13 protein-coding genes are annotated in these 19,760 nt (G+C 52.2%); 4 read left to right on the top strand and 9 right to left on the bottom strand.

Annotated features, from left to right (window positions below; translation table 11 throughout):
- Positions 1–40 precede the first annotated feature (40 nt).
- Positions 41–3,655: an urea carboxylase gene (uca, locus tag NHM04_RS12985; RefSeq protein WP_254264212.1), complete on the top strand. Its 3,615-nt coding sequence runs from the start codon at positions 41–43 to the stop codon at positions 3,653–3,655.
- Between the two features lie 195 nt (positions 3,656–3,850).
- A complete protein-coding gene (locus NHM04_RS12980; RefSeq protein ID WP_254264211.1) occupies positions 3,851–5,038 on the top strand; it encodes a helix-turn-helix transcriptional regulator in 1,188 nt (395 codons plus the stop codon).
- A 279-nt stretch (positions 5,039–5,317) separates the two neighbouring features.
- Here NHM04_RS12980 and NHM04_RS12975 read toward each other — a convergent pair whose 3' ends face one another.
- Together NHM04_RS12975 and NHM04_RS12970 are read right to left on the bottom strand one after the other, a co-directional pair.
- Positions 5,318–6,529, bottom strand: coding sequence for a hypothetical protein (locus tag NHM04_RS12975; RefSeq protein WP_254264210.1), 1,212 nt, complete (start codon positions 6,527–6,529; stop codon positions 5,318–5,320).
- A 616-nt stretch (positions 6,530–7,145) separates the two neighbouring features.
- Positions 7,146–8,978: a fasciclin domain-containing protein gene (locus NHM04_RS12970; RefSeq protein ID WP_254264209.1), complete on the bottom strand. Its 1,833-nt coding sequence runs from the start codon at positions 8,976–8,978 to the stop codon at positions 7,146–7,148.
- Between the two features lie 334 nt (positions 8,979–9,312).
- Here NHM04_RS12970 and NHM04_RS12965 point away from each other — a divergent pair, with 334 nt between their 5' ends.
- The gene (locus NHM04_RS12965; RefSeq protein WP_254264208.1) at positions 9,313–9,897 is read left to right on the top strand and encodes a sigma-70 family RNA polymerase sigma factor; all 585 of its coding nucleotides are present in this window, start codon (positions 9,313–9,315) and stop codon (positions 9,895–9,897) included.
- Positions 9,894–10,535 carry a ChrR family anti-sigma-E factor gene (locus tag NHM04_RS12960; RefSeq protein WP_254264207.1) on the top strand — a complete coding sequence of 214 codons (642 nt, stop codon included), beginning with the start codon at positions 9,894–9,896 and terminating at the stop codon, positions 10,533–10,535. Before NHM04_RS12965 ends, NHM04_RS12960 begins: the two co-directional genes overlap by 4 nt.
- A 103-nt stretch (positions 10,536–10,638) precedes the next feature.
- Here NHM04_RS12960 and pnp read toward each other — a convergent pair whose 3' ends face one another.
- The 7 genes from pnp to rimP form a co-directional block, all read right to left on the bottom strand.
- The gene (gene pnp / locus NHM04_RS12955) at positions 10,639–12,795 is read right to left on the bottom strand and encodes a polyribonucleotide nucleotidyltransferase (protein WP_254264206.1); all 2,157 of its coding nucleotides are present in this window, start codon (positions 12,793–12,795) and stop codon (positions 10,639–10,641) included.
- A 107-nt stretch (positions 12,796–12,902) separates the two neighbouring features.
- On the bottom strand, positions 12,903–13,172 hold the full coding sequence (gene rpsO / locus NHM04_RS12950; protein WP_254264205.1) for a 30S ribosomal protein S15: 270 nt from the start codon (positions 13,170–13,172) through the stop codon (positions 12,903–12,905).
- Between the two features lie 113 nt (positions 13,173–13,285).
- Entirely contained in the window at positions 13,286–14,236 is a 951-nt protein-coding gene (gene truB, locus NHM04_RS12945) for a tRNA pseudouridine(55) synthase TruB (protein ID WP_254264204.1), read from the bottom strand.
- Positions 14,236–14,619, bottom strand: a complete 384-nt coding sequence (rbfA, locus tag NHM04_RS12940) for a 30S ribosome-binding factor RbfA (RefSeq protein ID WP_254264203.1) — start codon at positions 14,617–14,619, stop codon at positions 14,236–14,238. The genes truB and rbfA overlap by 1 nt, the downstream gene beginning before the upstream one ends.
- A 93-nt stretch (positions 14,620–14,712) precedes the next feature.
- The gene (gene infB / locus NHM04_RS12935) at positions 14,713–17,433 is read right to left on the bottom strand and encodes a translation initiation factor IF-2 (RefSeq protein WP_254264202.1); all 2,721 of its coding nucleotides are present in this window, start codon (positions 17,431–17,433) and stop codon (positions 14,713–14,715) included.
- A gap of 61 nt (positions 17,434–17,494) precedes the next feature.
- Complete coding sequence (nusA, locus tag NHM04_RS12930) at positions 17,495–18,976, bottom strand: transcription termination factor NusA (protein ID WP_254264201.1); 1,482 nt, start codon at positions 18,974–18,976, stop codon at positions 17,495–17,497.
- Positions 18,977–19,016: 40 nt separating this feature from the next.
- Positions 19,017–19,472 (bottom strand): ribosome maturation factor RimP, encoded by a 456-nt coding sequence (gene rimP / locus NHM04_RS12925; RefSeq protein WP_254264200.1) that lies wholly within the window; start codon positions 19,470–19,472, stop codon positions 19,017–19,019.
- Positions 19,473–19,760: the final 288 nt, after the last annotated feature.

Here is a 19,760-nt window from a genome sequence, read left to right as displayed (position 1 = left end):
ACACAAGAAGGCCTGGCCGGGACGACCCGCGGAGACAGTTATGTTTAGCAAAGTGTTAATTGCCAACCGGGGCGCTATCGCCGCCCGCATTATTCGCACACTGCGGCAGATGGGTATTCAATCTGTTGCCATTTACGCTGAAGCCGATGCCGCCAGCTTGCATGTACGCCAGGCGGACGAAGCCTATAGCTTAGGCGAAGGCTCCGCTTCCGATACCTATCTGGACCAGACAAAAATTCTGCGTATTGCACAACAAACCGGAGCCCAGGCCATTCACCCGGGTTACGGTTTTCTAAGTGAAAACCCAACCTTTGTCGAGCGCTGCGAACAAGCCGGCATCGCCTTTATCGGCCCCACTCCCGAGCAAATGAATGTGTTCGGCTTAAAACATACGGCGCGAGAGGTTGCCGAAGAAAATGCCGTGCCTTTGGTGCCGGGCACCGACTTGCTCGACACTCTGGAGGAGGCCCTGAACGCCGCCTCCGAGATTGGCTACCCCATCATGCTAAAAAGCAGCGCGGGCGGCGGCGGTATTGGCATGAAGCTGTGCGAAAACGAACAGGACTTAAAAGACAGTTTTGATTCGGTACGTAAATTAGGTGCCAACAACTTTTCCGACGACAGAGTGTTTCTGGAAAAGTTTATCGGCCAGGCCCGCCATATTGAAGTACAAGTATTTGGTGACGGAAAAGGCAAAGCCGTGGCCATTGGCGAGCGCGATTGCTCAAGCCAAAGACGCAACCAAAAAGTAATTGAGGAATGCCCAGCCCCCAACTTGCCCGAGCCACTGCGCCAGGCCATGCACGAAACGGCGGCGCGACTTTTGGCTGCCGTTAACTATCGCGGTGCGGGCACCGTGGAATATATTTACGACGCCAAAGATGAAAAGTTTTACTTTCTTGAGGTCAACACTCGCCTACAAGTTGAACACGGAGTTACCGAGGAAGTTTGGGGGCTTGATCTAGTCGCCTGGATGATTCGCCTGGCCGCCGAAGAGGCTCTGGATATTGAACAGGAGTTTGCCCAATTAACGCCCACTGGCCACGCCATTCAAGTTCGTGTTTACGCCGAAGACCCGGCAAAAAACTTCCAGCCCAGCGCCGGTCTATTAAGCGAAGTCAGCTTTCCGATTAACGAGCGCAGCGACGACAAAGTCGTTCGTATCGACCACTGGATTGAATCCGGATTGGAAGTATCACCCTATTTTGATCCTATGCTGGCCAAGGTGATTACCAAAAGTAAAAACCGTGCGGCAGCCATTGAGCTGTTAAAAACCACATTAAAAAGTTCTAAGCTGTACGGTATTGAAACCAATAAAGCGTATGTCACCGAGCTTTTGGACGAGCCGGTTTTTATCGACGGTGAAATTACCACTCGTTACCTTAACGAGCGCGGCTTTGCCGAGGCGCGCATTGATGTCTTATCCGGCGGCACGCAAACCACGATTCAGGACTTTCCCGGCCGCAGCGGTTACTGGCACATCGGTGTGCCTCCCTCTGGGCCTTTTGATAATTACTCCTTCCGTCTGGCCAATCAGCTGTTGGGCAACGACGCCGAAGCGGCCGCGCTGGAAATTACCGTTGCCGGTCCCAGTCTGCAATTTGGCTTTGATACCCAGTGCGCCCTCACCGGCGCCGCTATTGATGCCAAACTAGACGGTGAGCCGGTTGCCAGCTGGGAGGTCTTTGCGGTTAAAGCCGGGCAAACCTTAACCCTGGGTCGGGTCAGCGAACAGGGTGCCCGCGCCTACCTCGCAGTTGCCGGGGGCATTCAGTGCCCCAGCTATTTAGGATCACGCTCTACCTTTACCCTGGGCCAGTTTGGCGGCCACAATGGTCGCGCCCTGCTAGCGGGCGACGTGCTGCACTGCCAAAAAACGTCCCCCGTAAAACAGACACAAGTGCCGCCCAGATTGAAACCGGGCATTGATAATCAGTGGGAGCTACGCGTCGTTTACGGCCCCCACGGCGCGCCGGACTTTTTTACCGACAGCGATATCAATACCTTTTTTAATACCGACTGGGAAGTGCATTACAACTCCAGCCGCACCGGGGTACGACTAAACGGCCCCAAACCTGAATGGGCCCGCACCACAGGGGGCGAAGCGGGCATGCATCCCTCCAATATTCACGACAACGCCTACGCCTTTGGCACTGTGGATTTTACCGGCGACATGCCGGTTATTCTAGGACCGGATGGCCCATCGCTGGGCGGCTTTGTTTGCCCCGCCACGGTGATTACCGCTGATTTATGGAAGCTCGGCCAGGTGCGCGCCGGGGATAAGATTCGCTTTGTCCCGGTATCGGTAGATACTGCAGTCGCCCTAGAGCAAGCGCAACAACACTCTATTAACACACTGACAGCGGCGAGCGAGAAAGCCGCCCCCATCCCGCTGGATGTTTTACCCTCTCCCGTAGTTGCTAACCTGCCCGCAAACGAAGTCGGCGAAGAGGTTAACTATCGCGTCGCTGGCGATCACTTTTTGCTGGTGGAATATGGCCCACTGCAGCTGGATATTAAATTACGCTTTCGCGCCCACGCCTTAATGCAGTGGCTGGAGCAAAATCCGGTACCGGGTATGCGCGAGCTGACCCCCGGTATTCGTTCGCTGCAAATTCACTACGATAGCCAACAAGTTTCTTTGGATGAGCTAATCGCCCACCTGCAAAAAGGCGAAAAGTATCTCGCCACACAAATTGCAGAGCTAAGCGTGCCCTCGCGAATTGTCCACCTACCACTGTCGTGGGATGACGAAGCCTGCCGCGAGGCCATCGCCAAGTACGAACAGAGCGTGCGCCCCGGCGCCCCCTGGTGCCCGTCTAACCTGGAGTTTATTCGCCGTATTAACGGATTGGACAGTATTGACCAAGTCAAAGACATTGTCTTCGATGCCTCGTACCTTGTGATGGGCTTGGGCGATGTATATCTGGGCGCACCGGTTGCGACCCCCATGGACCCCCGCCATCGTCTGGTCACCACCAAATACAACCCAGCGCGCACCTGGACAGCGGAAAACTCGGTGGGGATTGGCGGTGCCTATATGTGCGTTTACGGTATGGAAGGCCCCGGTGGTTATCAGTTTGTGGGGCGTACCATTCAAATGTGGAACCGCTACCGTAAGACACCGGAGTTCGACCAACGCTGGCTGCTGCGCTTTTTTGACCAAATACGTTTTTATGAGGTCAGCAGCGATGAGCTTAAACAGACGCGACGGGATTTTCCCCGTGGTCAGTATCCGATTAAGATCGAAACCTCTGAATTTAGCTTAGCGGACTACGAGCAGTTTATTGCCGATCATGACTCAGACATCCAATCGTTTCAGACTCATCGACAGAATGCTTTTGATGAGGAGCTTGCGCGCTGGCACGCCGATGGCCAGTTTAACTTTACCCCCATTGAACAAAACGAAACCGAAAGCGAACTGGACTTGGCAGACGGCGACACCCTCGTAGACAGCTCTGTTTCTGGAAGCGTATGGCAAGTACTGGTGGAAGAGGGAGATACCGTAGAGGCGGGTCAAACTCTGCTGATTCTCGAATCCATGAAAATGGAAATTAATATTCCCGCCCCGGTTTCGGGCACGGTTAAGCAAGTGCTAAAAAGCACGGGAGGAGCGGTAAAACCCGGACAATCACTGGTCGTAATTTCTGATTAGACATAGTCCATGAGTGCCACACTAATAATAAACCTCTGCATTTGGGCTGATACCTATGCAAAATAGGTATTACTGGCTGGCGAGTTTCTTCTTGACTCCGTGACCCAGTTAACAATAATAACTAAACCCCTAACTTTAGGGGTTTAGTTATTCGACCTACGTGGCCCCTGATGTCTGGTTTATTAAGAAAAAACAATGCTTAGTTCTTCATCCAGCAGTACAGAAGGCTTCCTTCCTGCAGTTTCGTCTCAAGATGTTTTTCTCGTCGGCCTGTTAATGCAGGCGAACAGCTCTGAATCCGGCTGGAAAATATTCCTTGACGCCTTTTGTTCACATTTTAATCTTCACAGCGTGCATTTATACATAGCCAACCCCGAGCAAATGTCACCCGTATTCCAGGAGTGCGCGGGTGTTCAGCCGTCAGCGATTGAACTCAAAGCTTACATGGAAGAGTACTTTCAGCACGATTTAGCTCATATCGCAATCTTAAACAGTGAGCCTCACAGCTGGATTGCTAGTAATTTGATGCCCAATCGAGAAGAAGTGGAAAAAGCAAAAGCGTACATATGGGCCCATAGAAACAATATACATTATGTGGCTGGCGGCACTATTTTTCGCGACAACCAGAATAACTGTGTAATTGTTCACAACCGGTCTAAAGCTCAAGGAGAGTATCAAGAGCTCGAAATAGAGCGATTCTGTGCTCTGTCACCGTACATTGAGCACGCGATGAGGTTACGGCTTAACTTATCAAAGGCCAAAGAGGGACAGGTATACATACGTGCTGCGCTTAATAAAATGCGAGTTCCGGTAGCGGTATTAAACGAGTTTGGAGAATTACTCGCACAAAATAACCTAATGCAGGGCTTTATTGAGTCGCAAGCTAGTCTAACCCTCTCACAGGGAACTCACTTAAAGCTGGAAAACAAGAACTTTAATCGCTCGTTACAGCTAGCTATTACCCAATCCGTTTCAAGCACTAAAAATATTGATTTAACCTACAGCACCAACCTGGTTCCCATCCATACAGAAACAGGAAGCACCAAGGCATTTATAGGTGTTGATTCAATTATTGAGGGAGAGGCGGGCAATACCACTTTTCGTGGTGCCATGGTATACATCCTGGCGCCAGAGTTGATAGGCCACTTATCAGAGCAAGCCCTAAAATCCATGTTCTCTCTGACAGACGCCGAAGCCAAGGTGTGCCATTATTTTTCCAAGCTTAAATCAGCCAAAGATATTGCAAGGGAAGAACACAAGTCAGTCTATACTGTGCGTGAACAGCTACGAACGATTTTTGCGAAAACAGGGGTCGCAAACCAAATGCAGCTGATAAACCTTCTGGCTAGCGTTCCCGCTGCGGCAGAATCAGAGGCGACCTAATCGCCGTCCATGCTTTGAGATTAGCCGATAAAATTCAAAAATTTCAGCCATGAATGTATCAATTACGTAAAAAAAGTGGCTACCTTTGGGCTCTGGCCCTGTGACCTACACCGAAAAAAATTACCACCTGAACGCTCACCTGAATCAGCCTCAATGATATCAGTTTTAACCACTTTCTTATAAGAAAAGTTAACTGGAGAAAGGTTAAGCTTACTCCCACAGAAACCCATCTAGCATCTGGCAGCGCTCTCCTATCGAGCGCTGCCAGATGTAACAGTGCTACCTTTCGGCAAACCCGTAACCGTAAACCAACTCATCATCCAAACTTAGCCAAGTTACCACAATGGCAGAATCCGAAATGGCGCCTTTAAGCTTTCCAGCAGCTTCTCCTAGGCCCTCAATACGATCACCTGTCACTTCGCAGGAAACAAAATCATCTTCAAACAGTTTAAATAGACAGGTTCCATCTGAGTTGATTGTAAGCTTGACCACGACATTTTCTGTCAGTCTATCTTGTGTGCTACCCGTTAAATCTGCAACCAGCTCTTTCCCTGGCAACTCAAAATTACCAGTAACAACTGGCGCACCACTTGGCGCTACACTGTCAGAATAACTGAAAATACTAGACCAGAAACCATAAGGCTCACTCGCCCCTTCTGCAAAAATGTGGCTTAGCTTGGCCATACCATGCAATGTGTTCTGAGTTTTGGTCCCAACTAGTAGCTCATCATAGCCGATTTGATAATCGCTACAGCTTTCAAAAACCATCATTCCACTTTGGTGAACGATTGCACAATCACTCCAAATAGGAATAAGTAGGGCCTCTGTTTCTACAGTTTCAACTGGCGCACCGGTAAAATAAACCATTGTCTCTACAGCTTTAAGAGACGCAAATCCAGGCTCCGACCTCTCAACTTCAGCGATTGCTTTTAGGTACTCAGCCCCCGCCTCAAGACGGTCTGACAACTCTAACGCTCCTTCGCTTTTCCCAGAGTTTGCCAAGGCATTGATCACGCCGCTGCTTTTGGCAAAGTCTTGCGGATAAAGATTAAAATCAATGGGGCCAGCAAGCTCACTAACTTGTTCAGGAATCTGAATGCCATTGCTCCAGTCGGAGTCGTCATCCAGACTTAAGAGCAACCAGTAGACATTAAAGCCCCTAGCACCAATCTCTGACGAATAAATAATTTCACCGGTAAAAGAAAGAGGCGATAAAACTGGCTCCGCGTTTATAGCTGGAAGCTCTATATCACCCAAGGTGAAAGTAACAAGATCATACGGAAAATCATATTCAAAATCGCCGGTTTCCGAGGTAACTCCTTCACGGGCATCTGTTTTATAACTTAGGCCCGAGATAGGCAAACCACTAAACGATCCTATAAGCGCAGCCTGAGAGGAACTGGAAGAGGAGGTAACGGAGCTTGATGAAGAAGATGAAGCCACCGAACTTGATGAAGATGATTCCTCAGAGCTTGATGAAGACGAGCTCACTGAACTTGATGAGGATGATTCCTCAGAGCTTGACGAAGACGAACTCACCGAACTTAGTGAGGATGAACCCACCGAGCTCGATGAAAGATCAACACTGGATGCAATAGAACTGGATGATTGCTCACTGCTTGATATTGAGCTAAGCGAAGACTCGGCACTTGAGACAACTGAACTAGAAGAGTTTACACTGGAACTAACACTTGAAATTGAAGAGCTACTTATAATCTCGGATGAGTCGGATGAAGCCTCCGAGCTCACTGATGACTCAGAGCTTGCAACCTGAGAATTCGACACACTGCTCGAATTTGAGCTGTCACCCCCCTCAGAGCTTCCCCCACAACCGGTTACTAACGTAACGGCTATAACACCAAACAATCCATTAATTGTCTTCACTGATGCCACCTTATCTGTTTTTCTGCTGTAACGACCCGACACCCGCTGCAATATGCAAAACAGCGCCCCTAATCGCTATAGTAATTTTTCACACAATTTAAACCTACCCCTAACATTAGGGGTGTACACTGGAGGGGATTTTAGCTATGGAGCTTCTAAAGACGAGAGGGGTTCGTGAATTACAAAGCCGCCCCAGGCATTAGACCAGGGGCGGCTGCACTGCTTACAAACTTTCGGTAATCACCGTATCAATAACATGAATCACGCCATTACTGGTGTAGATGTCATACATGATAACGTTCGAGCCTTGCACTTGTAGCATGCCGTCAACGATTTCAATGGTTACGTCTTCGTCGGCAGCGGTGTTTACGCTGGTGCCGTTCAAAGTGAAAGCGGTAACAGAGTCTACTGCCATATCTTGAATGACATGCTGCAACAACACTTGAGTCAGCGCGGGCGTATCCATCAGCAGCGCATCCAGGGTAGCGCTGTCGATTTTTTCAAACGCAGCGTCAGTGGGTGCAAACACTGTGAAGGTTTCATTCTCGTCCGCCAAAGTCGCATCCAGCCCAGCCGCTTGCAACGCCGTTACCAGTGTTGTGAAGTTACCGGCATTCACTGCGGTTTCGACGATGTTATCCATCGGCATACCCATTTCAGCGGGTGGCATCATCACCTGATCAATGGCATGAATAACGCCGTTATCCGCCATCACGTTAGGCTGAGCAACCATCGATGTATTCACGTATAAGCTATCACCGGACAGTGACAGCGCCGCCATATCACCGTTGCCCATTTCGATTTTTGGCATATCGGAGTTAGCGACGCTAATGGCGGCATCGGCCAACACTTCGCCGTCCACGATTACGTGATACAGCAATATGTCGGTCAAGGTATCCGTGTCTGCCAGCAGACCATCGATGGTGTCCTGCCCAAGTGCGGCAAACGCGTCATCGGTAGGCGCAAATACGGTAAATTCGCCATCCAAATCCGCCAAGGTGGTGTCCAAACCCGTTGCCTGTAACGCCGCAATCAAGGTTGAAAAACTGCCAGCTTCCATCGCTACGTCAACAATCGATTGTGGCGGCGCGGGCAGCTCTATATCCCCCACAATGACGGTGTCGATCACGTGTATAACACCATTAGTGGTGTAGATGTCAGACGTCACAACTTTTGCACCGCCAACGGTTAACATGCGATCGACAATATCAACCAGAACATTGGCACCGCTTGCCGTTCCCACTTGTGTTCCGTTGGCCGCGTAAGCATCAATAGAAGACAGCTCCGCACCACTTACCACATGTTGCAGCAGCACAGCTTCCAGTGCTTGCGCATCGTTTAATAGAGCGTTGATATTTTCTTCACCTACCATTGCAAAAGCGTCGTCGGTCGGCGCAAATACCGTGTACGTTTGGCTTTCATCGGCCAAGACCGTATCCAAGCCCGCGGCCTGCAAAGCGGCAACCAAGGTGGTGAAACTGCCGGCCTCAACCGCCGTTTCCACAATATTCATGGTCGGCTCACCGCGATCCGCCGGTGGCATTAGCACCGCATCAATAACGTGAATAACGCCGTTGTCCGCTTCGATATCCGTGGTCGTTACCAAGGCAAGGTTCACCATCAAGGATTCACCTTCCAGCGAAAGGCCAACGCTCTTCCCATTCGCCATTTCAACGGTAGAACCAGCGCTGGCTACCGCAGCCGAGGCGTCGATTTCGGCATCGACAACCACGTGATAAAGCAGAATATCCGACAGAGTATCCGTGTCAGCGAGCAAGCCGTTGATGGTTTCTTCGCCCAATAGCGCAAAGGCATCGTCGGTGGGGGCGAACACGGTAAAGGTACCGTCTTCATCATCGAGCGTTTCATCGAGGCCTGTGGCCTCCAGCGCCGTAACCAGAGTCGTAAAATTACCATTGTCGACTGCGACATCGACAATGGTGTTCACTTCTGGCTCGGGCGGTAGTGGGTTGTCGTTATCGTCGTCGCTTCCGCATCCGGCTAGCCCGGCGACCAGGGCAACTGCAGCCAAGCACTTCACTGTTAGCTGTTTCATTTTGCATCTCCTGCACATGAGTGAGTTGTTGTTACGCCTAGCCGGTTACGCGAAGCATCGATTGAAGGATCAACGTTGAGGGGATTATTCGATTTTTTAGCTTCTAAAAATTGATAAAATTGATCTTACTTACCGAGCCTCCCGTATACCGCGAAAAGCCCTTCTTTGAACCCATGCGCGGCTGTCGCCAGATTCATCAATGTATAGCTGAGTATGAGCGTGGTATGCTGATGATCCAAACGGCTTGAAGGCGCGTATCTTTGTCTGAAATAACCAGTTGAGGATCTCGCAGCCAATGGCCAGCCAAGAAGCCACACCTTCAAAGGTCAGAACTATGACTGCCCCCGGCGGACAGAAAGATCCGCGTGCGCAAAAGTGGATAGATTTACTCCATCGCGTTGCGCGCGACAAAGACAGACTGGCCTTTCGCGAAATTTATGAATATTTTGCGCCGCGCATAAAAGCCTATGCCATCAATCAGGGCGTAAGCCAGCAGGCCGACGAATTGGTGCAGGAAGTTATGACAAGCGTGTGGCGCAGCGCGGACAAGTATGCTGACTCCCTAGCGTCTGTATCAACATGGATTTTTACCATTGCGCGCAATCAGAGAATTGATCTACTGCGCCGCAATGGACGTATGAAGGCGGAAATTAAAGTTGAAACCGAAGAGCTGTGGCAGATTCCCACCGAGGATAACACCATCAGCTCAATTCAAGAGCTATCTGCACACCGGCATCTACAGGCTTCCATCGGCGAGCTGCCCGAAGACCAGATGATCGCTGTGCGCAAGGTATATTACGAAGGCAAAACCCATCAGGAGGTGGCGGCCGAGCTGGACATTCCCCTTGGGACGTTAAAGGGAAGGTTGCGCTTGTCCATGCAAAAACTTCGCGTGATGTTAGAGGCAAAAGACTTATGAGCGGTTATCACCCAGATGAGATCACCCTCATGGATTATTCCGCTGGGACGCTGGCCATGCCACAGGCACTCGCTGTGTCTGTGCATCTGTTTATGTGCACTCATTGCCGCAATCAGGTTAAGCAGTTTAACAACCTGGGCGGGGAGCTGCTCACCCTCAGCGAGCCTCGCGAATTAGAGGTTCAGGGCTTTGACGATTTTATGCAGGCAATGGATGACGAACCCGTTAAGCCCGAACCCGAGATTCACAGCCGCTACGAAAATCCGCTGGCAGCGCTGCTGCCTCAGCCGCTGGATCGAATCACTTGGCGTAAACAAACCCGGGATATTGCCGAGTATGATTTGACCGATAAACTGCAGGTGCAGGGGTTTCGCATTGCGCTGCAAAAAATTCGCGCCGGCGCCCGTGTGCCGCAGCATTCTCATAAGGGCCAAGAGTTTACTGTAATTTTACAGGGCGGGTTTTCCGATGAGCTGGGCGTTTACCACGAGGGTGATTTTATCAGCCGCGACCCGAGCCACCGTCACACGCCAACGGCTCTGCAAAACGAGGACTGCATTTGCCTGACGGTTCTGGATGCCCCCATCTATTTTGTAGGGCGATTTTATCGCTTGTTAAACCCGTTTTTACGCTGGTAGCTTGTACTGACAGCAGATTCACAAGACTGCTGCAGCAGTTTTAACAGACATAAAAAAACCGCGCTTTAAGCGCGGTTTTTTTATCTTCTAGCGAAAAAGAAACTTACTCTTTTTCACTAGTCTCTTCTGCAGCTGCAGGCGCTTCTGCAGGAGCGGCTTCAGCGTTACCCGCTTCTTCCGCTTTGGCTTCTTTGATAGACAGCTTGATACGGCCGCGCTGGTCTACGTCCAGGCACTTAACCTTAACCACTTCACCTTCTTTGAGGTAATCGCTAACACTGTTAACGCGCTCCTCAGCGATCTGTGAAATATGTACCAGACCATCTTTGCCGGGCAGGAAGTTCACAAACGCACCAAAGTCCACAATGCGAACCACGGTACCTTCGTAAATTTCGCCAATTTCAGCTTCAGCGGTAATACCCAGAATACGATCAACGGCCGCTTGCAGCGCGCTGTTATCGTCAGCGTAGACTTTAACCGTGCCATCGTCATCGATATCAACAGACGCGCCAGTCTCTTCGGTAATAGAACGGATAGTCGCACCGCCTTTACCAATGATGTCGCGAATTTTGTCTGGATGAACCTTCATGGTTTCAAAGCGTGGCGCGTTGTCGCTTACATTTTCACGCGACTCAGCGATCACTTTGTTCATCTCGCCCAGAATGTGCAAACGCGCTTGCAGCGCCTGCTCGAGAGCGATTTCCATGATCTGCTCGGTAATGCCCTCAATTTTGATATCCATCTGCAAGGCAGTGATACCCGAAGACGTACCGGCCACTTTAAAGTCCATGTCGCCCAGGTGATCTTCGTCGCCCAAAATATCGGTCAGAACCGCGAACTTGTCTTCTTCTTTTACCAAGCCCATGGCGATGCCGGCTACGGGGGCTTTCAGCGGTACACCGGCGTCCATCAATGCCAGCGATGAGCCACATACAGAGGCCATAGAGCTGGAACCGTTAGATTCGGTAATTTCGCTCACCACACGCATGGTGTAAGGGAAGGATTCTTGATCTGGCAACACCGCGGCAATACCACGACGGGCCAAGCGACCGTGGCCGATTTCACGACGACCAGTAGCGCCCATGCGACCACACTCACCTACCGAGTAAGGAGGGAAGTTGTAGTGCAGCATGAAAGGATCTTTGCGCTCGCCTTCCAGGGCGTCGATGATTTGCGCATCGCGGGCGTTGCCCAAAGTGGCAACAACCAACGCCTGAGTTTCACCACGGGTAAACAGCGCAGAGCCGTGGGCCTTGTTCAGCACACCCACTTCTACATCAATAGCGCGAACGGTTTTTTGGTCGCGGCCATCAATGCGTGGCTCACCATCAACAATGCGCGAACGCACGATAGATTTCTCTACCTTGCCGAAAACTTTTTTAACGTCTTCTTCGCTGACATCTCCGCCTTCTTTTACCAGCTCGGCAACCGCTTGGCTGCGCAGCTCGGAGAGACGATCATAGCGCTTGGCTTTATCGGTAATGCGGTAGGCAACACCAATAGACTCGGAAAAGCCGTGCTTAACCGCATCCAGCAAGGTGGTGTTTTCCGGCTCAGGCTGCCAATCCCACTTGGGCTTACCAGCATCGCGTGCCAGTTCGGCGCAGGCCTGCACCACGGCTTGCATCTCTTGGTGAGCGTAGAGCACCGCACCCAGCATGATGTCTTCGGGCAGCTCATTGGCTTCTGACTCAACCATCAGAACCGCATCCGAGGTGCCAGCCACTACCATGTCCAGCTCAGAGGTCTGCAGCGCCTCATAACTCGGATTCAGCAGGTAGCCACCCTCTGTGGTGTAACCCACGCGCGCCGCACCTATAGGGCCGCTGAAGGGAATACCAGAAACGGCCAATGCCGCTGAGGTACCAATCATGGCGGCGATATCTGGATCGTTTGCCTTGCAGGTAGACATAACCGTACAAACAACCTGCACTTCGTTCATAAAGCCGTTGGGAAACAGCGGACGAATAGGACGGTCGATCAGGCGTGAGGTTAAGGTTTCTTTCTCGGACGGACGACCTTCACGCTTGAAGAAACCACCGGGGATTTTACCGGCGGCGTAGGCCTTTTCTTGATAGTGAACAGACAGCGGGAAAAACGCTTGGTCTGGTTTGGCCTCTTTGGCGCCCACTACGGTACACAGTACCGAGGTCTCGCCCATGGTCACCATCACCGCACCTGTGGCCTGGCGAGCAATGCGGCCAGTTTCCAGGGTTACGGTTTGATCACCATACTGAAATTTCTTAATAATCGGATTCACTCTTCTATCCTTTACTTACCAATAATGCGTTTCTTTATACGCAAGCTTCTTTCAGCTAAATACCGATATCCAACAAAAAAGTGCCCGCAAATGCGGGCACTTTGCAATTAACGACGCAGACCCAGTTTTTGAATCAGAGCGGCGTAACGGCTGGTATCTTTACCTTTCAGGTAATCCAGCAGCTTGCGACGCTGGTTTACCATGCGGATCAGGCCGCGACGTGAATGGTGATCTTGCTTGTGGCCAGAGAAGTGGTTTTGCAGCTTGTTGATGTTGTGGGTCAACAGCGCAACCTGAACTTCTGCAGAACCGGTATCACCTTCACCTTGTTGATACTCTTTTACGATTTCAGCTTTTTCTTGTGCACTCAGTGCCATGTCAATTTCCTCTAATAATATGCATTGATTACAGCCGTACCCGTGCATATTTACAGGCAGGCCAGGTATCACCGGTTAGCCCGGCAGTTTGCCAGCGGTAGCCGGCAAATTCTTCAGTTTGTCTCGGATGTGGCGCTCGCCAACAGACGTTTGGGCGCCACCCGGCCCTCGTCGAGGGTGGCAACGCCTAAAAATTGGCCACTTTCACAAAAGACACGCACCATATCACCTTCTTCGCCCGTGCGATAGACCTGCGCGTCCATAACCGGATTACCCAGGCGAAAATAGTGGGCGCTATCCGCTGGAAGTGTGATTTTAGGCAGATGGTCCACCGGCGTATCCACCGGCAACAAGTGATGATCCAAGGTTTCGGCCCGCCCCTCACCGCGTTCATCGCTGAGCTCATCCAGAGTTATACACTGCTCAATCTCAAAACCACCGGTAAAGGTACGGCGCAAAGCGCTGACATGGCCGCCCACCTCAAGCGCCTCGCCAAGGTCTTCGGCCAACGAGCGGATATAAGTACCTTTAGAACAGTGCACCTCTACATCCAGCTCGGCGCGCTGCCCTGGGCGAAACGCCAATAGGTTGTACTCCAGGATCTCAACCTGACGAGCCTCGCGCTCGACCTCTATCCCCTGACGGGCGAGTTTATAGAGCGGTTGGCCGTTTTGCTTTAGCGCCGAATACATAGGCGGCACCTGGTCGATTTCCCCCATAAATCTGGTCATGGCGCTGGCGACCTGGGCCTCGCTCAGTTCGGAGGCATCAATGTCTTCCAGCACTTCCCCTTCAGCGTCACCGGTAGAGGTTTTCTCGCCCAGCACAAAAGTGGCTTCATAGGTTTTGTCGGCGTCCAGCAAAAACTGGGAGAATTTAGTGGCCTCGCCAAAACATACGGGTAAAACCCCGGTCGCCAGAGGATCGAGACTGCCGGTGTGACCGGCTTTAGCGGCAAAAAATAAACGCTTGGCACGCTGCAGGGCGTGGTTCGAGCTCATACCCAGTGGCTTATCCAACAGCAGCACACCGTCAATGGCGCGACCTTTACGCTTGCGCCCCATTATTCGTCCTCGTCGCTCGACTTGGCCTTATCGGCCGCCACGGCGCGATCGATCAGAGACGACAACTCCTGGCCGCGCACCGAGGTGTGGTCGTAGTGGAAATTAAGCTTGGGCACGGTGCGCATATCCAGCTCTTTAGCTAATAGTGAACGCAAGAAACCAGAGGCCTTGTTAAGCACTTCAGCGCTGGTGCGACCTTCGTCTTCATCGCCGCCTACCACCGTAATATAAACCTTGGCGAAGGCCATGTCCCGGCTAACGGTGACACTATTGATATTCACCATACCGACCCGGGGGTCGCGAATCTCCTGCTGAATCATATTCGCCAAATAGCGTTGGATGGCATCGGCCACCCGATCAGCGCGGGCAAATTCTCTGGGCATTTTGTCACCTACTTATCCCGGCGGGGCAACCGCCTAAAATAACAAAGCCCCGACTCCCCCGAAGGGAGGCGGGGCGAGGAAAACGCTGCGGGCTTACAGCTCGCGCGCCACCTCCTTAACTTCAAAGACTTCGATCTGGTCACCGACTTTAACGTCGTAGTTTTTCACACCGATACCACACTCCATGCCGTTGCGCACTTCGTTGACATCGTCTTTGAAGCGACGCAGAGACTCCAGCTCGCCTTCAAAGATAACCACGTTATCGCGCAACACGCGGATGGGCTTGTTGCGGTAAACAGTACCTTCGGTAACCATGCAACCTGCCACCTGACCAAACTTGGGCGAGCTGAAGACTTCACGCACATCGGCGATACCGACAATCTCTTCCACACGCTCAGGGTCAAGCATGCCGGACAGAGCGCTTTTCACATCGTCCAACAGCTGATAGATAATGCTGTAGTAACGGATCTCGATGCTCTCTTGCTCCGCCAAGCGACGAGTGCTGCCCGGGGCACGAACGTTAAAACCGATCACAATGGCGTTAGCGGTTAATGCCAGGTTAACGTCATTGTCGGTAATTCCGCCCACACCGGAAGAAACAACCTGAACTTCCACTTCGTCGTTACCAATGTCCCCGAGGGAGGCGAGAATTGCTTCCAGCGAGCCGCGTACGTCGGCCTTAACCACCACCGACAACACTTTCTTCTCGCCGCCGTCCATACCGGCAAACATGTTTTCCAGCTTGGCTGCCTGCTGACGCTGCATGCGTTCCTTACGCTCTTTTTCAGCGCGGAACTCGGCCACTTCGCGCGCCTTGCGCTCGTCATCCAGCACCACAAATTCATCACCGGCGCTCGGGGCTGAATCCAGACCCAAAATCTCTACCGGAGACGAAGGCCCCACAGTTTTCACCTGTTGGCCCAGCTCGTTCATCGCGGCGCGCACACGCCCATAGCTTTGCCCGGCCAGCACTAAGTCGCCGTGATTCAAGGTACCCTGCTGCACCAGCAAGGTAGCAACTACACCGCGGCCCTTGTCCAGGCGAGATTCAACCACCACGCCCTGAGCTGGCGCATCTTCTACCGCTTTAAGCTCAAGCAGTTCGGCTTGCAATGACACAGCTTCCAACAGCTCGTCGATGCCGTCACCCGTGTGGGCCGAAACTTCGATAAACTGAGTATCACCGCCCCAGTCTTCGGGAATCACTTCTTTTGCTGCCAGCTCGTTTTTAACGCGATCCGGATCAGCGGCCTCTTTGTCACACTTGTTAATAGCGACAACAATCGGCACACCGGCGGCTTTGGCGTGGTTAATGGCCTCTTCGGTTTGCGGCATCACACCGTCATCCGCCGCCACCACCAGAATCACCACATCGGTACACTGGGCACCGCGTGCACGCATAGCGGTAAACGCGGCGTGGCCGGGAGTATCCAAGAAGGCAATTTCGCCCTGGCTGGTTTTCACTCGGTAGGCACCAATGTGTTGGGTAATGCCACCGGCTTCACCAGCGGCTACCTTGGCTTTACGAATGTAATCCAGCAAAGAGGTTTTACCATGGTCGACATGACCCATAACGGTTACCACAGGTGCGCGCGGCTTTTCTTCACCGTCCACTTTTACCTGGGCTTCCAGATCTGTTTCGATATCGTCTTCACTCACCAGCTTAAAGTTGTGGCCCATTTCCTCTACCACCAGCTGGGCAGTTTCCTGATCCAACGGCTGGTTGATATTCGCCATAACACCCAGCTTCATCAATTGCTTGATCAACTCACCGGATTTAATGGTCATGCGCTGGGCAAGGTCTGAAACGGTAATGGTTTCAGGAATCTCTACTTCGCGCACAATTTTCTGCGTCGGCTTCTTGAAGCCGTGCTTGTTAGACGCTTTGTGCGCGGCGCGGCCGGCACGACGACGCTGCATAAATGCTGAATCGTCCTCTTCTTCAGCCAGCTCGTACAAATCGGCCTTAGATGATTTTTTCGGCCCCATACCTTTTTTGCCCGCTTTGCCAGCACGCTTGGCGCGCGGGCTACCATCGTCGTCATCAAACTCTTCGCGACGCTCTTTCTTGCGACCGTGCTTGGTATCAGGTTTGGCCGGGCCGGGCGCCGCGGCAGCAGGATCTGCTGCCTCAGGCTTGGACGCAGCCGCCTGAGCTTTTTTCTCGGCCGCAGCTTTGTCCGCGGCTTTCTTTTCTTCCAACGCTTTCAGCTCTGCGTCGCGCGCAGCTTCTTCTGCCTTGCGGCGCTCCATCGCAGCTTGGCGCTTCTCTTCAATGTCATCGACAAAGGATTTGCGCGCGGCCACTTCGGGCTCGGGCTGAGGCTGCTCTTGCGCCGCGGGCTCTTCGGCCGGCTCTTGTGCAACCGGCTCAACAACCTCGGGCTCAGGTTCAGGTTCGGGCTCCGGAGCCGGTTCAGGCGCGGGCGCCGGTACGGGCCCTACCGCCACTTCCGGCTCTGGCACAGCCTCGGCCGCCAGCTGTGTTTCTTCTGGCTCAGGCGTTTCTTCATCAAGAGGTTTGCGCTTCACGTAAGTGCGCTTTTTCCGCACTTCCACATTCACGGTTTTACGACCGCCCGCTTTTAGTGTGGTAGTAGTTTTGCGCTTCAGAGTAATTTTGCGCGGCTCGGAGTCCGATGCCGACTCACCGTGGCTGCTTTTCAGATAAGCCAACAACTGTTGTTTCTCGTCGTCAGAGACCAACGCATCCTCAGCGGTATGCTTCAGCCCGGCTTCCTGCATTTGTTTAAGCAGCCGCTCAACGGGGGTACCCACTGATTTGGCGAGTTCGCTTACTTTTACTTCTGCCATTCTATTTCCTCAGTTTTGAATTTTGCCTTTAACCTACTGCAACACTTATCAGCGGCAGTGATCAGGCAAACCAGGGCTCGCGGGCTTTCATAATCAGGGCAGCGGCGCGCTCTTCATCGACACCTTCGATATCCAACAACTCATCAATTGCCTGCTCGGCCAAATCTTCCATGGTCACGATGCCTCGGCTGGCCAAAATTACCGCCAGCTCTTTATCCATACCTTCCATATTCAACAAATCGTCGGCCGGGGCCGCGCCTTCCAGCTGCTCTTCAGAGGCCAAGGCCTGAGTCAACAGCGCGTCTTTCGCACGGGCGCGCAGCTCTTCGGCGACATCTTCGTCAAAGCCTTCAATGGAGGCGATTTCATCCAGAGGCACATATGCCACTTCTTCGATGCTGGTAAAGCCCTCTTCCACCAACACCTGGGCAACGTCTTCATCGACATCCAGCGCGTTCATAAACACTTGGATATAGCCGCCCGTTTCCGCTTCCTGCTTTTCTTCCCATTCAGCGGAGCTCATCACATTGATAGCCCACTGAGTCAGCTCGCATGCGAGACGTACGTTTTGTCCGCCGCGGCCAATAGCCATGGCGAGGTTCTCTTCGCCCACAGCCAAATCCATAGAGCCCGCATCTTCGTCCACAACAATAGACTCAATCTCTGCAGGCGACATGGCGTTAATTACAAATTGCGCGGGATTGTCATCCCACAGAACAATATCGACACGCTCATTGCCCAGCTCGTTTGACACGGCTTGTACGCGCGAACCGCGCATACCAACGCAAGCCCCCACAGGATCGATGCGACCGTCGTTAGTGTTCACGGCGATTTTTGCGCGCAGACCCGGGTCGCGGGCCGCACCTTTAATTTCGATAATGCCTTCCGCAATTTCCGGCACCTCAATTTTAAACAGCTCGATCAGCATTTCAGGGCAAGAGCGGCTTAAAAACAGCTGCGGGCCGCGCGCTTCAGAACGCACCTCTTGCAAGTACGCACGCACTCGATCGCCCATGCGGAAAATCTCGCGGCCCACTAACTGGTCGCGCGGCAACAATGCTTCGGCATTGTTGCCCAAATCCACAATAATACTGTCGCGGGTGACTTTTTTTACGGTGCCGTTAATCAGCTCACCCACGCGATCGCGGTACTCGTCCACCATTTGCGCGCGCTCGGCTTCGCGAACTTTTTGCACAATAACTTGCTTGGCGGTTTGCGCAGCGATACGACCAAAATCAACGTTTTCAATTTTTTCGCGGTGAATGTCGCCCACCTGCAAAGCCGGATCGACTTCAGCGGCCTCTTCGGTGGTTAATTGAGTGCCCAATTCTGCCAAGACATCATCTGCTACCACTTCCCAACTGCGATAAGTTTCATAGTCGCCAGTAATCCGGTCGATGTTTACTTCGATCGTTGAATCTTCGTCAAAGCGTTTTTTGGTGGCCATAGCCAACGCACTTTCAATCGCCTCAAAGATCACATCCTTATCAACGCCTTTTTCATTGGAAACGGCATCGGCGACCAGCAAAATTTCTTTGTTCATGAGTTTGCCTCGTTAACTCCTGTATCCAACCGCACTGCGACTAGAACTGGGGGACTATGTTCGCTTTTTCAATCGATTCAATGGGCAGCAGATACTCTTCGTTATCCACCAGTATCACGACATCCTGATCTTCGATGCCCTGCAAAATGCCTTTAAATTTGCGGCGCCCGTCAAACGGAACACGCAATTTCACCGCAGCAACCTGGCCCTTGTAGTCGGCAAATTGCTCCAGCGTATAGAGCGGCCGATCCATACCCGGAGAAGACACCTCCAAGGTGTACTCGCCGGCAATCGGATCTTCCACATCCATTAAACTACTCAGCTGACGGCTCACTTTTGCACAGTCTTCCACCTGCACGCCGTCGGCTTTATCAATATAAACCCGCAGCACCTTAGGCTTGCCGCCGGTCAAGTATTCAACGCCCCAAAGCTCACAGCCAAGGGCATCCACAGCCGGCGCAAACATTTTTGTCAAACGCTCTTCTATAGACGCCATAAATGAAACTCCAAGGATTTGGGCCTGTGGCGCCTTTTGTGCGCCAGAATCAAGACGCCGGAGGCGCCCCAGAAACAAAAAATGGGCCCTAGGCCCACTTTTAATACTTCACCACAGTGATCTGCGGCAGCGGTAACCCACTGACTTTCAGATACAAAAAAGCCCCTTGCAGGGGCCCCGGACGCGCCAACTTCACCGGCGCTGATCAGCCGATTGGCTGACTGTAGTGCCAGCACTAACACTGGCGAGCCACCTGCCGTGGCTGCGAGCTAATGCACTATAGCATCA

The sequence above is a fragment of the Gilvimarinus sp. DA14 genome, assembly GCF_024204685.1.
In the GTDB taxonomy this organism is placed as follows: domain Bacteria; phylum Pseudomonadota; class Gammaproteobacteria; order Pseudomonadales; family Cellvibrionaceae; genus Gilvimarinus.
Note: the sequence above shows the minus strand (reverse complement) of the source record. Positions and strands in the feature narration are given on the sequence as shown.

Bases quoted from the DNA above. Each gene is read 5' to 3' on its own strand.
- uca (WP_254264212.1), top strand. From the start codon at position 41: ATGTTTAGCAAAGTGTTAATTGCCAACCGGGGCGCTATCGCCGCCCGC.
- truB (WP_254264204.1), bottom strand. From the start codon at position 14,236: ATGGGGCGCAAGCGTAAAGGTCGCGCCATTGACGGTGTGCTGCTGTTG.
- infB (WP_254264202.1), bottom strand. From the start codon at position 17,433: ATGGCAGAAGTAAAAGTAAGCGAACTCGCCAAATCAGTGGGTACCCCC.
- NHM04_RS12960 (WP_254264207.1), top strand. From the start codon at position 9,894: ATGAGCGGTTATCACCCAGATGAGATCACCCTCATGGATTATTCCGCT.
- NHM04_RS12965 (WP_254264208.1), top strand. From the start codon at position 9,313: ATGACTGCCCCCGGCGGACAGAAAGATCCGCGTGCGCAAAAGTGGATA.
- rbfA (WP_254264203.1), bottom strand. From the start codon at position 14,619: ATGCCCAGAGAATTTGCCCGCGCTGATCGGGTGGCCGATGCCATCCAA.
- rpsO (WP_254264205.1), bottom strand. From the start codon at position 13,172: ATGGCACTGAGTGCACAAGAAAAAGCTGAAATCGTAAAAGAGTATCAA.
- nusA (WP_254264201.1), bottom strand. From the start codon at position 18,976: ATGAACAAAGAAATTTTGCTGGTCGCCGATGCCGTTTCCAATGAAAAA.
- rimP (WP_254264200.1), bottom strand. From the start codon at position 19,472: ATGGCGTCTATAGAAGAGCGTTTGACAAAAATGTTTGCGCCGGCTGTG.
- NHM04_RS12970 (WP_254264209.1), bottom strand. From the start codon at position 8,978: ATGAAACAGCTAACAGTGAAGTGCTTGGCTGCAGTTGCCCTGGTCGCC.
- NHM04_RS12980 (WP_254264211.1), top strand. From the start codon at position 3,851: ATGCTTAGTTCTTCATCCAGCAGTACAGAAGGCTTCCTTCCTGCAGTT.